Origin of the sequence: Sphingomonas hengshuiensis (assembly GCF_000935025.1) — a bacterium.
Taxonomy (GTDB): domain Bacteria; phylum Pseudomonadota; class Alphaproteobacteria; order Sphingomonadales; family Sphingomonadaceae; genus Sphingomonas; species Sphingomonas hengshuiensis.
Window position 1 is genome coordinate 2,790,546 of sequence record NZ_CP010836.1, and the last position, 12,942, is coordinate 2,803,487.

Below are 12,942 nucleotides of genomic sequence, written 5' to 3' on the forward strand. Positions count from 1 at the left end.
GAGCGGCGCCATGCCCCCCGCCGCGCGCGTGACCGACATGCACGCCTGCCCGATGGTGACGCCCGGCGTGCCGCCCATCCCGCATGTCGGCGGGCCGATCACCGGGCCGGGGATGCCCAATGTGCTGATCGGCGGGATGCCCGCGGCGTGCCTGGGCGACCTGTGCGTCTGCGTCGGCCCGCCCGATTCGATCGTGAAGGGATCGGCGACGGTCCAGATCGGCGGGCGCCCCGCCGCGCGGATGGGCGACAGCACCGCGCATGGCGGCAGCATCGTGCTGGGGATGCCTACCGTGATGATCGGGGGATAAAGTGGCCGAGCGGGCGGACCCATCGCGCAGCTTCCTCGGCATCGGCTGGACCTTCCCGCCGACCTTCGATCGCACGATCGCCGCCGTCCTGATGTCGCGCGGCGACGATAATATCCGCGAATGCCTGTGGGTGCTGTTCTCGACCAGCCTGGGCGAGCGGATCATGGCCGCGACCTATGGCACCGGGTTGCGGCTGAAGGTGTTCGACGCGCTGACCGAGACGCTGGCGAATGACATCGGCTCGCTGGTGCGCAAGGCCGTGCTCGACTGGGAGCCGCGGATCGACGTAACGCGCGTCTCGGTGACGTCGACCGACCCGACCGGAGGCGTGATCGCGATCTCGGTCGATTACGTCGTCCGCCAGACCAATGCGCGCAGCAACCTCGTCTATCCCTTTTACCTGACCGAAGCGACGCTCGCCGCGCCGCAGATGTGAAGGGGGATGGCGTGGCGGCACCGGACGATATCCTCGCGCTCAACCCGGCGATCAGCCAGGCCGATCGCGCGCTCGCTGCGCCGTCGCCCGCCCGCGTGCAGGTCGATGGCCGCAGCCTTGCGGCGCTGCTGGCGTTCGCGGTCGATTATGGCACGCTGATCACCTTCTACGACCTGTACGATCGCCCGAACGGCGACTGGTCGATATTCTTCCGCAAGGACCCGAGCATCGCGCTGGCGGTGCAACTGGGGCTCGACCTTGACGACATCCAGGCGGGATTCGATCGCACGCTCGCCGATCTGGATGCCGCGACCTCCGGCGAAGGCGCCACCCGCCACGCCACGCGCGCGCTCGCGGCGATCGAGCGGCTTGCCGAGGTGGCGACGGGGGGAGAGAGCCGGGGCCACGGAATCGACCACGCGCTGTCGGCGCTGGTGCGATCCGACCGGCGCGACCTGCTCGCTGTCCCGGCGCGCGCGCTTCAGCTTCATCTGGGCGGCAACGACCTGGCCCATGCGATCGCGCGCGACCGGGGCGACTGGCTCCCGCGCTTCGCCGACCATGCGGGCACGCTTGCGGCGATGCTCGTCACCGCGCTGGGCCAGGGCCGCGCCGCGACACTGGCGGCGTTCGAGGACTCGCTCGCCGATGCGCGGCATCCCCCGCAATCGGGGCTGTACGACGCCTTCGCCACGCTGTTCGGCCACGCCCAGGCGACGATCAACCGCTTCCCCGCGCGGCTCGCCGAATTCTATCGCAAGGACGTGCTGCGTCAGGTCCGCCGCACCGGCGAGCCCGACCGCGTCTGCCTGTGCTTCACGCCGGGAAAGGGCATCGCGCGTGTCGAATTGCCGCGCGGCACCCGGTTCGATGCGGGCAAGGACGCCGATGGCGAAAGCATCGCCTATTCGCTCGAAACCGCGCTGTCGGTCGATGCCGCGTCGGTCGCGGCGCTGCGCACGCTGCGCGTGACCGAAACCGCGGCGGCGGGCGCGCTCCCGGCACTCCCCGCGCAGGTGCTCAGCGGCATCGTGACCCTGGCCGACACCGCACCGCGCATCGCCACGCCCTTCCCGCTGTTCGGCGCCGACTCGCCTGGCAGCGACGGCACGCTCACCACCACCCCCGCCTCGCTCGGCTTCGCGATTGCCAGCCCGACCCTGTTGCTGGCGGGCGGCACGCGGACGATCACGTTCGGGCTGACGCTCACCCCGGCGAGCCACGCGGCGGCATGGGAGCGCTGCGTCGCGATCGGCGACACCGTCGACATGGACCCGGAGGCGGTTTTCACGGCGCTGACCCAGGCCGCGTTCGGCTTGCGCTATTCGAGCGCGGGCGACTGGGCGTCGGTCGAGAGCGGCTATCAGGTCACGCCGATCACCGCCGGGGATACGCGGTTCGCGCTCGCCTTCACGCTCAGCCCGGATGCGGCACCGCTCACGGCATCGGCGCCGGAGGATATGCCGGGCGAAATGCCTGTGCTGGTCGCCCGCCTGCTCCAGGACGCCGTGGCGCTGGGCACGGCGCCCGATGCGGCGATCGTCTATCCCTATGCGATCGTCACCGCGATGGTGCTGGAGGCGCTTTCAGTCGACGTCGTTGTCACCGGGCTTGCCGACGTGACCGCCGCCAGCCCGAACGGGGCAGTGGACCCCAGCCAGCCCTTCGCGCCGTTCGGCTCACCCCCGGTCCAGGGCGCCACGTTCAGCATCGCCGCACCCGAATTGTTCGTGAAGCCGGTGAGCGCCTTCACCCTGTCGTTCGACTGGGTCGGGCTGCCCGTCACCACCACCGGCTTTCGCGGCTATTACCAGGCCTATGTCGTCGACGCCGATGGACGCACCGTGCCCCCCGGCAGCCAATATGACGATGCCAGCTTCCGCGCCGGACTGACGCTCGCCAACCCCGGCTGGTGGAGCATCGCCCCGTCCTCCGATCCCTATAAGCTGTTCACCAGCACGCGCCAAGGCACGCTGCAACCCGCGATACAGTTCACCGCGACCGTGGCGCCGCAGGTGCCCCCGACCTATTATGATCCCGCGCTCAGCACGATCGACCTGGTGCTGTCGGAGCCCGATACCGCGTTCGGCGACGTGCTCTACGCGCCCAATGTCATGGCGGCATCGCTACGTCTCACCGCCACCGCGTCGGCCTGTGCCCAGCAATGCGGCACGGAAGATTCGGGCGCGTCCGACCCGCCCCTGGCGGAGGTGAACGCCGCCGCGCGCCGCCCGCTCGGCCATGGCTGGCGCCGCCGGGTCGCGCGCGCTGCACGGCGTAGCGGCGCCACGCTCGACGATGCCGCTGCGGCGGCGATCGAACAGGCGCTGGCGGCGCATGGCGGCAGCACCGCTGACCTGCGCGCCAGCCTGACCGCAGCGCAGGAAGCGGCAGCATATGCGCCGCCGCGGCTGCTCGGGCTGATCCAGGGCACGCCCGATCCCGCCGCGCGCAATGCCGCCTTGCGCGGCTGGCTGGCCGAGCATGGCGGCGCGATCTCGGCAGAAGGCGCCGCCGCTGTTACCCGCGCCCACGCCTTCGCCGACGCAGGCGCCGCAATCCGCAGCGCTGCCGACGCCGCCACCGCCGAGGGCAGCGCCGCCGCGCGCGACGCGATGATCGGCACGGTCGATCGCGCCGCCGCCACGATCGCCGCCGCGACCGGATCGGATACCAGCGCCTGCGTGCGCAAATGCCTGGAGAAGGCGAACATCCTCGGCTTCCCCAACCAGCCCTGGCAACCCCAGGCGACCCGGCTGGCGATCGACTATACCGCCCGCGCCGCCGCGCCGGTGGCGGACGGGGCGCCGGTCGAGGCGGTACTGTTCCACCTCCTGCCGTTCGACGCGGTCGAGGCTGCGCGCTGGACCGCCGGCGCCTGCCCGCTGCTCGCGCCGATCCCATTGGCGGGATCGCTGTTCATCCAGCTCTCCGATCCTGCGGAGGACCTGACCCTGCTCTTCCGCCTCGCCCCGCCGGTGCAGGGCTGGCCCGAGGACACGCCGCGCGTGGGCTGGGCGCAGGCGCGGGGCGCCGGGGGCTGGGCACCGCTCACGCCGCTGCGCGATACAACCAACGACCTGCGCAATTCGGGGATCGTCACGCTGCACATCGATCCCGGCAGCGACGAGGACGGCGACGCCCCCTGGCTACGCGCCGATGTGGCGGGCGCCGTCGCCGCGTTCCCCGATCTCGCCACGCTCGTCACCAATGCCGCGATGGCGGAGTGGGTCGGGCCGGGGGGCGGCGCCGAGCTGGGTACGCCGCTGACGCCCGGCAGGATCACCCGGCCAGTGTCGCCGATCGCCGGTCTCGGCTCGGTCGACCAGCCCTTGCCCTCGACGGGCGGCGCGCCGTTGCTCGCGGGCAAGGCCTTTGCCGGGTGGCTTGCCGAACGGCTGCGGCACAAGGATCGCGGTATCCAGGATTGGGACTATGCCACGCTGACGCTCGCGGCGTTCCCATCGCTGTGGCAGGTCGCGGTCGTTCCCGCGAGCCGTGGCGGGGTGGCACCCGCCCCCGGCCATGTCTGGATCGTCCCGGTCCCCGGCCCGGAGACGCCCGCAATCGTCGATCCGACGATCCCGTCGAGCGACGCGCAGATGCTCGACGCGATCCATGCCTATCTGGTGGCGCGGATCAGCCCCTTCATCCGCCTCCACGTCACCAACCCGCCCTATTTGCGGCTGCGCGTCGCCGCCGAGCTGATCTTCGCCGATGCCGATTCCGCCGAGGCCTATGCCGCGCGGCTGGAGGACGAGTTGATCCGGTTTCTCTCGCCCTGGCCGACGCCCACGCTGGGGCCGCGCCCGCCGGATTATTACACGACGCGCGAAATCGCGCATTTCATCCGCAACCGCCCCTATGTCCGCGCGATCCTGAAGCTCCAGGTGACGCCTGCGGAGGGAATCGTGCCGCAGGGCTGGCATTATTGCACCTCGGCGACCGCGCATGACATCCGCGGCAAGACACAACAGGCCGCCCGCGCTCGCCCGCTCACGCCCGCCATCGGCCACGCACCGTGATCGCCGACGCAGCGGCGCTGCCCGCGACCGATCCGATCGCCGACGATTATGCCGCGCTGCTCGCGCAGGGAACGGCGCTCGTCCAGCGGCTGTCGGGGCTGGTCTGGACCAACTATAACTGGTCCGATCCGGGCGTCACCATCCTTCAGCAGCTTTGCTATGCGCTGACCGAGCTGTCTTATCGCGCCGGATTTCCGGTCGCCGACATCTTGGGCGATCCCACAACCGGGCGGGTCCAGTTGCGCCGGCAGGGGCTGTACCCGGCGCGCGCGATCCTGCCGGTGAACCCGGTGACGATCGGCGATATACGGCGGCTTATCGTCGATCGCGTGCCGGAAATCGGCAATGCCTGGGTCGACACCCTTGCTCCCGAGGAAGCGGACGGCGTCGCCGGGCTGTACCGCATCGCCGTGCTCGTCCCCGGCTTCGATCCGGGATGCGAGGATCACGGCCCCGATCCGGACCATGTCCGGTGCGCCGTCGAGCGATGCTATGCCGCGCATCGGGCATATTGCGAGGATCTGCGCCACGTCACGGTACTGCGCCCGATCCGCACGCGCATTTTTGCCGAGGTCCAGCTCGACGACCATGCCGACCCCGACGTGGTGCTCGCCGACATCCTGTTCCGGATCGGCCTCGCGCTCGCTCCCGAACCGCGGCGGACGTCGCTGGATGCGTTGCGCGCGCGCGGGCAGACCACTGCCGAGATATTCGAGGGCCCGTTTATGCTCCGCGGGTTCATCGCTGACGATCAGCTCACGCGCTTCCCCGCCGCGATCCCGGTCGAATATCTGCTGGTAGTGATGGCGGAAGTTCCCGGCGTGCTGGCGGTGACGCGGCTGGAGGTCGCGGCGGGCGCGCAGTGCTATGGCCCCGGCGACACGATCCACGTTCCCGCCGGGCATGTACTGTGGCTCGACGCCGAGGCTGCGAGCGCAGGCGACACCGTCCAGCTGCGCCACGGCGCCGCGCGCTGCCCCGAACGCCCGGCGCAAGTCCGGCGGCTGCTGGCGCGCGCCTGGGCGGAGCAGCGCCGGACCTACGACCTGTGGAAGGACTATGCCCGCGACTATCCCCCGCCGGTCGGGCGGCGCATCGACCTGGCCGCCTATCAGTCGGTCCAGCAGCAATTTCCGGCGGTGTACGGCATTGGCAGCTATGGCCTGCCCGGCGGCGCCTCCGTCGAGCGGGTGGCGCAGGCGCGCCAGCTCAAGGGCTATCTGATGGTGTTCGACCAGCTCATGGCCGATTTCTTCGCGCAACTCGCCTTCGTCCGCGACCTGTTTTCGCAAGGGGTGGGCGGCGACAAGACCTATGCGGTCCAGTCGCTGCGCGGGATCGTGCCCGACGTCGCGCCCCTGATCGATCCGGACTATGAGCAGCGGCTCGAGGCATTGGTCGCCGCGCACGATCCCGTGATCGCGCGGCAGAACGCCGTGCTCGACCTGCTGCTGTCGCTCTATGCCGAGCGCATCCTGCCGCCCGCCGACGCCGCATGCGGCGAGAGCATCGCCCCGCCCGGCGCGGCGCTGGTCGCAGCCAAGCGCGCGCTGCTCGCGAAGATGGTGCCCGCGACGCGCGATCGCGGACGCGGGTTCGACACGCACCGCCGCTACGACGAGCACCGGCTCGCCATACGCTGCCGCATCGAACTGGCATTGCTCACCGCCAACCGCCGTCGCGACGGCGCACAGGCAGTCGCCGACCCGGCTGAGGCGAGCTTCGGGCGGCTGCTGCCCCCCGAACTGAGTGCCGCCGCCGCGCAGACTTTCCTGCCCGTCCACACTGAGGCACCGGGTGCGTCACCCGACGAACACCCCTCCCCGCTGGCCGGGCACCGAGTCGCGGCGGCGCTGCTGCCTGCGCTGGCCGATCGCACGCGCTATCGCATGGGGGCGCTCGCGGGCGGCGGGCCGGTCATCCTGCTATGCCAGGATCTGGAGGAGCGCTGCTGGGTGATCGGCGAACTGGCCGATGCGGCACAGGCGGTGGCGCTGACCCGGCGGCTGCTCCACGCCGCCGGGGGCATTTCGCGGCTAACGCTCGTCGAATGGGTCTTGCTCCGCTATGCCGATGCGCATCCGCCGCGCGACGGTGAGGCCACGCCCGCCGGGCATCGCTTCAGCTTCCGGATCAGCGCGGTCCTGCCCGCAGGCGAGAAGGACGGCGACACGGGCTGGCGCCAGCAGACGCGCGCGATCGTCCGCGCCAATATGCCCGCGCATGTCATGGTCGACATGGTGTTCCTGCATCCGCGCGCGATGCGGCACTTCGACGTGCTGCACGGGGCATGGGTCGAGGCATTGCGCGACGCCGCCCCGGCCCGGCGCGCCAAGACCAGCGCGCTGCTCGCCGCGTTTCTGGACCGGCATTGCCCGACCGAAGGGGCGCCTCATTGAGGCGATGCGTGCTTCGCGCTCCATTTGGCATAGGCCTCGATCGCCTTGCGCGGCTCGGTCACGAACCAGGCATAGCCGTTGCGGCGCTCTTCGCTGATCTCGTCGACGCTATCATGGATGCTGCGGTCGCGATCGCCGAAGATCGCCCGCGCCGTCGGTATCTCGTAATAGCGCGGCCATAGCGGCGCGGCGCCCGGCTGCGCCACCAGCCGCCGCCCGCCGCGTGCCGGATCGACCACCCATGCCACATCGTGCAGCGCATGCGCGTCGAGCCATGCGACGCCATCGCGCACGGCCGCCACAACACCGGGCGACGGGTCCTTCAGCCGCATCAGGAAGAGCAACAGCCCGGCGCTCTCCCCGCTCGACACCGCGATCGGCTCGAAATTGCGCGCGCCCGCCGGGGCGAGCGTCAGCGCATCATGCTGCTGCCCCCAGATCGTCGGCTTGCCGCCGATACGCACCTGCGTCTGCACGATCACTGCGCAGGCACGCTCGGCGGAGACGCGCGCCGCCTCGGCCAGCGCGGCCGCGACGAAGCCATAATCGCCCGCGCGCGCCGCCACCGACAGCATCAGCGTCGCGACATCGGCGACCGCGCCGTCGTTGAAGGTCAACGCGTCGTGATAGCCGCCCTGCAACGGATAGACTTGCGGCCAGCCGCCATTGGGGAATTGCGCGGCGAGCAGATAGCGCACGCCTTTCTCGAACGCCGCGCGATAGCCGTCGCCCGCCGCGCCCGGAAACTGCGCCTGCACCCGCGCGAGGAAGCGCAATTCGGTGGTGGTCGCGTCATTGTCGATCGTCCCGACATAGCTCCACCCGTCATCGTCGATCGCGCGCGGCCCGCCCGCCTTGCCCGATGGGTCCAGCCCGGCGACATAGCCTTCGCCGGGCGCGCGCGGGGGCGCGTCGCGGTTGACATTCTTGCCCCAACCGCCTGCGGGCGTCTGGAAACTGACGATGTTGCGCGCCACGCGCAGCGCGGCTTCGCTGGCATACCATTCGGGTGCGCGGTCCAGCGGCATCCCCGCAGTCTTCCCGTCATGGGCGCGCTCCGGCACAGGCCCGGTCAGCGCAGCGCGTTCCGCACGCAACGCGGCCTTGTCGGCGCGCATCGCCGCCTGGGATCGCTCCAGATAAGCGCGCCACGCCGCGCGCTGGCCCTCGGGCAGGCGGGCGATCCGCGCCTCGGTGATCGGTTCGGCGGGGGTCATGTGGCCAATGACTTCGCCCGCATCCGGCGCGGCAGGCGCGGCGAGCATCAGCCCCAACGCAGCAATGAAATACATCCTACACTCTCCTCACCCCCGGCTGTCCCGCCGGTTCATCAGCCCGAATCGAAAGCAAACACGCAGATGAAGTTTCGAATTGCTTCGATTCTTCAGCGCACCCGCTTGCGAGCCTCCAGACGATACGATAGGCTTATGCAACCGGTGTCAATGGCTCCGGCGACGCCGCAAACCGGCGCGGTACAACGTGCAGAAGGGAGGGAAGGATGACTGGTTGTTGCGCGTCCACTGCCCGCCTTTGTCCCGCGCGGCCCTGACCCGCCCCCCCAATGACAGGCAGCAAGCATATGGACATAACCCGTCGCGACGCATTCGGAGCCGCGCTTGCAGGCACGGCGGCGGCGATGCTCCGCCCCGGCGACGCCGCCGCGGCTCCCGCGCAGGCGAAGCCCGTGCCGCAGTGGAAGCGCGGGCTCGACAACCAGCGCATCGCCGATCTGGGCGATGGCCGCTTCCTCAACCCGCTGCTCGCCGGCGACCGCCCCGATCCCGCCATCCTGAAGGACGGCAACGATTATTACATGACCTTCTCCAGCTTCGAATCCTATCCCGGCCTGACCATCTGGCATTCGAAGGATCTGGTGAACTGGCAACCGCGCAAGGCTGCGCTGACGAAGAATATCGGCTCGGTCTGGGCCGTCAGCCTGGAGAAGCACAAGGGCCGCTATTTCCTCTACATCCCCGTCAAGGCGAGCCCCAATTCGATCTTCGTCATCTGGTCCGATCACATCGATGGGCCGTGGAGCGAGCCGATCGACCTCAAGCTGCCCAACCATATCGATCCGTGCCATGCGGTGGGCGAGGACGGTTCACGCTGCCTGTTCCTTTCGGGGGGCAATCGCGTCCGGCTGTCCGACGACGGACTGTCGCTGGCGGGGACGGTCGAGCATGTCTATGATCCCTGGCATTATCCCGAGGATTGGGACGTGGAGGGCTTCGCCCCCGAAGGCCCCAAGATCCATCGCCATGGCGGCTGGTTCTACATGATCACGGCAGTAGGCGGCACCGCCGGCCCGCCCACCGGCCATATGGTGATCGCCGCCCGATCGCGATCGATCCATGGACCCTGGGAGAATTGCCCCGCCAATCCGCTGGTCCGCACCGTCAGCAACGACGAGAAATGGTGGTCGCGCGGCCATGCCTCGCTGGTCGAGGCCCCCGACGGCAGCTGGTGGGCGATCTATCACGGCTATGAGAACGGGTTCTGGACGCTGGGCCGCCAGGCGCTGATGGACCCGATCGAATGGACCGCCGACGGGTGGCTGCGGATGAAGGGCGGCGACCTGTCACAGCCGATCGCCAAGCCCCGCGGCGGCGTCGCGCTGCCGCATGGACAGGCGCTGTCGGACGATTTCCGCACGCTGGAACTGGGCAGCAAGTGGAATTTCTTCCGCCCCGCCCCCGACGAGACCAGCCGCGCCGCCGTCCGCGACGGCGCATTGGTGCTCCAGGCGCGGGGCACCGCGCCCAGCAGTTCGTCGCCGCTGCTGCTGATCGCGGGCGACCCTGCCTATCAGTTCGAATGCGATATCGAGATCGACGCGGGCGGCACCGCCGGGCTGCTGCTGTTCTACGACGACAAGCTCTATTGCGGGCTGGGCTTCGACAAGGACCGCTTCGTCACACACCAATATGGCATCGAACGCGGTCGCCCTGCGAACCCGCATGGCACGCGGATGAAGATGCGCGTGACCAACAACCGCCACATCGTCTCCTATCACACCAGCGGTGACGGCGGCGCGACGTGGAAGCGGTTCGATCGTGGGATGGAGGTGTCGGGCTACCACCATAATGTCCGCGGCGGCTTCCTGATGCTCCGTCCCGGCCTGTATTCGGCGGGAAGCGGCGCCGCGCGCTTCCGCAACTTCCGGTTCCGGGCGCTTTAGCCCGAGCGACAAGCTCCGTGCCATTCCGTGGCACGGAGTGTGTCAGATCGCCTGCGCCTCCTTGGCCCGCGCGTACGCCTGGGTGCCGCTTGTATAGACGGTGTCGCTGGGCAGGATCGTCTCGATCTCGATCTCGGGCAGCGCCTGGATTTTGTCGTAGAGCGGTCCGAAATCGGTATCGAGCGTCTGGCGGAGCAGTTGGTCGAAGCTGTCGATCACGAAGTAGTTCTGCTGGTAATCGTCGATCCGGTATTTGGTGCGCATCAGCCGCTGTAGGTCGAAGCCCAGCCGGTTGGGCGAGGGGTCGTCGAGCGCGAACACCGACTCGCCATAGGAGGACACGATCCCCGCGCCATAGATGCGCAGGCCCGCATCGCTGCGGATCAGCCCGAATTCGACGGTGTACCAATAGAGCCGCGCCAGATTGTCGATCGCGCCCAGCCCCGCCGCGCGCTGTCCGCCCTGGCCATAGGCCTGCATATAGTCGGCGAATACCGGGTTCGCGAGCAGCGGAACATGGCCGAACACGTCGTGGAAGATATCGGGCTCCTCCAGATAATCGAGCTGGTCGGGCGTGCGGATGAAGCGCCCCGCGACGAAGCGGCGATTGGCGAGGTGATCGAAGAACACCGCCTCAGGCACCAACCCAGGCACCGCCACGACTTGCCAGCCGGTCGCCTGCATCAGCCGTTCGGACAGTTCGTCGAAATTGGGGATGCCCGGGCGCGACATGCGCAGCATCTCGAGCCCCTCGAGATATTCGGGCGCGGCGCGACCGGGGAGCATCTTGGCCTGACGCGCGAACAGCCGGTCCCACATCGCGTGTTCGTCCGGGGTGTAGCGCGCCCAGTCCTGCGGAATCGTCCAGTCTGGTGCGGCCCCGGCAGGGGGAAGGATATCGGGGTTTTCCATGGGACGTTTATCGCACGAACGCCGCGCGATTGCTTTTCAGAGCTCGCGCGTATAGGCGTTTCTGTGAAACGTTTGCTTCGTCATATTGCAAAGGAAGAAGCATTTGCACCGGATCGATGCCATCGACCGCCGTATCCTCGCCGAGCTTCAGATCGATGGCGGACTCAGCCATGCCGACCTGGCCGAGCGCGTCGGCGCTTCGGCCGCTTCCTGCTGGCGCCGGGTCAAGGCACTGGAGGCGGCGGGGGTGCTGCAAGCCACGGTGCGGCTGGTCGATCCGGCGGCGGTCGGACGCGGCGTCAATGTGTTGTGCAACCTGCGCGTGCGCAGCCACACCCGCGAGGTCCGCGCCAGCTTCGAGGCATTTGTGCGCTCGCGCCCCGAAATCCTCGATTGCTATTCGATGTCGGGGGACTGGGACTATCTGCTCCGCGTCGTCGCCGCCGACGTCGCCGATTATGAGCGCTTCCTGATGGGGACGCTGCTCGAACACCCCTCGGTCGGGGCGGCATCGTCGCATTTCGCGCTCGCGCAGGTGAAGCACACCACGGCGATCCCGATCGGCTGAGGCGGCTCCCCCTTAGGGGCAGGGCAATCGCTTTTGAAATCGCGTCACCCTCACCCTTCCGCGCCTTTGGCGCTCCCTCCCTCTCCCGTTGGGAGAGGGAAGGGGCCCGCCGCCGAAGGCGGTGGGAAGGGTGAGGGTGACGACAGTGTATTCGCGATAGCCCTCCCCCCCGAGAGGGAACCGCCCGAAAAGGCCGCGATCAGGCGCGGATGAACGCCAGCAGATCGGGGTTCAGCACATCGGCATGCGTGGTCAGCATCCCATGCGGATAGCCCTTGTAGATCTTGAGCTCGGCGCCCTTGACCAGCTTGGCCGACAGGACACCGGCATCCTGATAGGGCACGATCTGGTCGTCGTCGCCGTGCATCACCAGCGTCGGCACCTTGATCTGCTTGAGGTCCTCGGTGAAGTCGGTCTGCGCGAACGCGGCGACGCAATCATAATGCGCCTTCGCGCCGCCCATCATCCCCTGGCGCCACCAATTCTGGATCACGCCGGGCAGCACCTTCGCGCCGTCGCGGTTGAAGCCGTAAAACGGGCCGGTCGGCAGGTCGAGGAAGAATTGCGCGCGGTTGGTCGCGACCTGGGTGCGGATGCCGTCGAACACCTCCATCGGCAGTCCGCCGGGGTTGCTGGCGGTCTTGACCATGATCGGCGGCACCGCAGCGACGAGGACAGCCTTGGCGACGCGACCCGGCTTGGCGCGGGCGACATAGCGTGCGACTTCACCGCCGCCGGTCGAATGGCCGATATGCACGGCGCCCTTGAGGTCGAGATGGTCGGTCAGCGCCGCGACGTCGGCGGCATAGGTATCCATCTCGTTGCCGGTGTCGGTCTGGGTCGAGCGGCCATGCCCGCGGCGGTCATGCGCGATCACGCGAAAGCCGTTGGCGAGGAAGAACATCATCTGCGTGTCCCAATCGTCGGCGGTCAGCGGCCAGCCATGGTGGAACACGATCGGCTGGGCGGTCTTGGGGCCCCAGTCCTTGTAGAAAATCTCGGTGCCGTCGCTCGTCTTGATGGTCGCCATGCGCTTGTCTCCGTGCGGGGGGTTCTGGAAGCCGGCGGCGCGCGCCGTTCCGGCCAGGGGGATCAACGCGCCAGCGGCGGCAAA

General features: G+C 69.0%; 9 protein-coding genes. 6 read left to right on the forward strand and 3 right to left on the reverse strand.

Translation table 11 applies throughout. The features are described 5' to 3' along the window. Positions 1–10 precede the first annotated feature (10 nt). The 4 genes from TS85_RS12330 to TS85_RS12345 are packed head-to-tail and all read left to right on the forward strand — an operon-like array spanning position 11 to position 7,170. A complete protein-coding gene (locus tag TS85_RS12330; protein ID WP_044332516.1) occupies positions 11–310 on the forward strand; it encodes a PAAR domain-containing protein in 300 nt (99 codons plus the stop codon). Between the two features lies 1 nt (position 311). Continuing rightward, a complete protein-coding gene (locus tag TS85_RS12335; RefSeq protein ID WP_044332519.1) occupies positions 312–746 on the forward strand; it encodes a GPW/gp25 family protein in 435 nt (144 codons plus the stop codon). Positions 747–757: 11 nt separating this feature from the next. After that, positions 758–4,771, forward strand: coding sequence for a baseplate J/gp47 family protein (locus tag TS85_RS12340; RefSeq protein WP_155006397.1), 4,014 nt, complete (start codon positions 758–760; stop codon positions 4,769–4,771). Continuing rightward, the gene (locus tag TS85_RS12345) at positions 4,768–7,170 is read left to right on the forward strand and encodes a hypothetical protein (protein ID WP_044332525.1); all 2,403 of its coding nucleotides are present in this window, start codon (positions 4,768–4,770) and stop codon (positions 7,168–7,170) included. The genes TS85_RS12340 and TS85_RS12345 overlap by 4 nt, the downstream gene beginning before the upstream one ends. On the opposite strand, the gene pelA is transcribed toward TS85_RS12345, so the two are convergent. Further along, positions 7,164–8,462, reverse strand: a complete 1,299-nt coding sequence (gene pelA, locus TS85_RS12350) for a pectate lyase (protein ID WP_173426229.1) — start codon at positions 8,460–8,462, stop codon at positions 7,164–7,166. The two genes, TS85_RS12345 and pelA, sit on opposite strands and share 7 nt — an antisense overlap. A 287-nt stretch (positions 8,463–8,749) precedes the next feature. On the opposite strand from pelA, the gene TS85_RS12355 reads away from it, so the two are divergent. Further along, positions 8,750–10,348, forward strand: coding sequence for a family 43 glycosylhydrolase (locus TS85_RS12355; RefSeq protein ID WP_044336220.1), 1,599 nt, complete (start codon positions 8,750–8,752; stop codon positions 10,346–10,348). A gap of 42 nt (positions 10,349–10,390) precedes the next feature. On the opposite strand, the gene phhA is transcribed toward TS85_RS12355, so the two are convergent. After that, positions 10,391–11,260 (reverse strand): phenylalanine 4-monooxygenase, encoded by an 870-nt coding sequence (gene phhA / locus TS85_RS12360; RefSeq protein WP_044332527.1) that lies wholly within the window; start codon positions 11,258–11,260, stop codon positions 10,391–10,393. A gap of 112 nt (positions 11,261–11,372) precedes the next feature. On the opposite strand from phhA, the gene TS85_RS12365 reads away from it, so the two are divergent. Continuing rightward, a complete protein-coding gene (locus TS85_RS12365) occupies positions 11,373–11,828 on the forward strand; it encodes an Lrp/AsnC family transcriptional regulator (RefSeq protein ID WP_077228837.1) in 456 nt (151 codons plus the stop codon). A 199-nt stretch (positions 11,829–12,027) separates the two neighbouring features. Here the strand turns inward: TS85_RS12365 and TS85_RS12370 are convergent, their stop codons facing one another. Beyond that, the gene (locus TS85_RS12370) at positions 12,028–12,858 is read right to left on the reverse strand and encodes an alpha/beta fold hydrolase (protein ID WP_044336221.1); all 831 of its coding nucleotides are present in this window, start codon (positions 12,856–12,858) and stop codon (positions 12,028–12,030) included. Positions 12,859–12,942 lie beyond the last annotated feature (84 nt).

Coding starts and splice junctions, on each gene's coding strand:
- TS85_RS12330 (WP_044332516.1), top strand. CDS start 11: ATGCCCCCCGCCGCGCGCGTGACCGACATGCACGCCTGCCCGATGGTG.
- pelA (WP_173426229.1), bottom strand. CDS start 8,462: ATGTATTTCATTGCTGCGTTGGGGCTGATGCTCGCCGCGCCTGCCGCG.
- TS85_RS12355 (WP_044336220.1), top strand. CDS start 8,750: ATGGACATAACCCGTCGCGACGCATTCGGAGCCGCGCTTGCAGGCACG.
- phhA (WP_044332527.1), bottom strand. CDS start 11,260: ATGGAAAACCCCGATATCCTTCCCCCTGCCGGGGCCGCACCAGACTGG.
- TS85_RS12370 (WP_044336221.1), bottom strand. CDS start 12,858: ATGGCGACCATCAAGACGAGCGACGGCACCGAGATTTTCTACAAGGAC.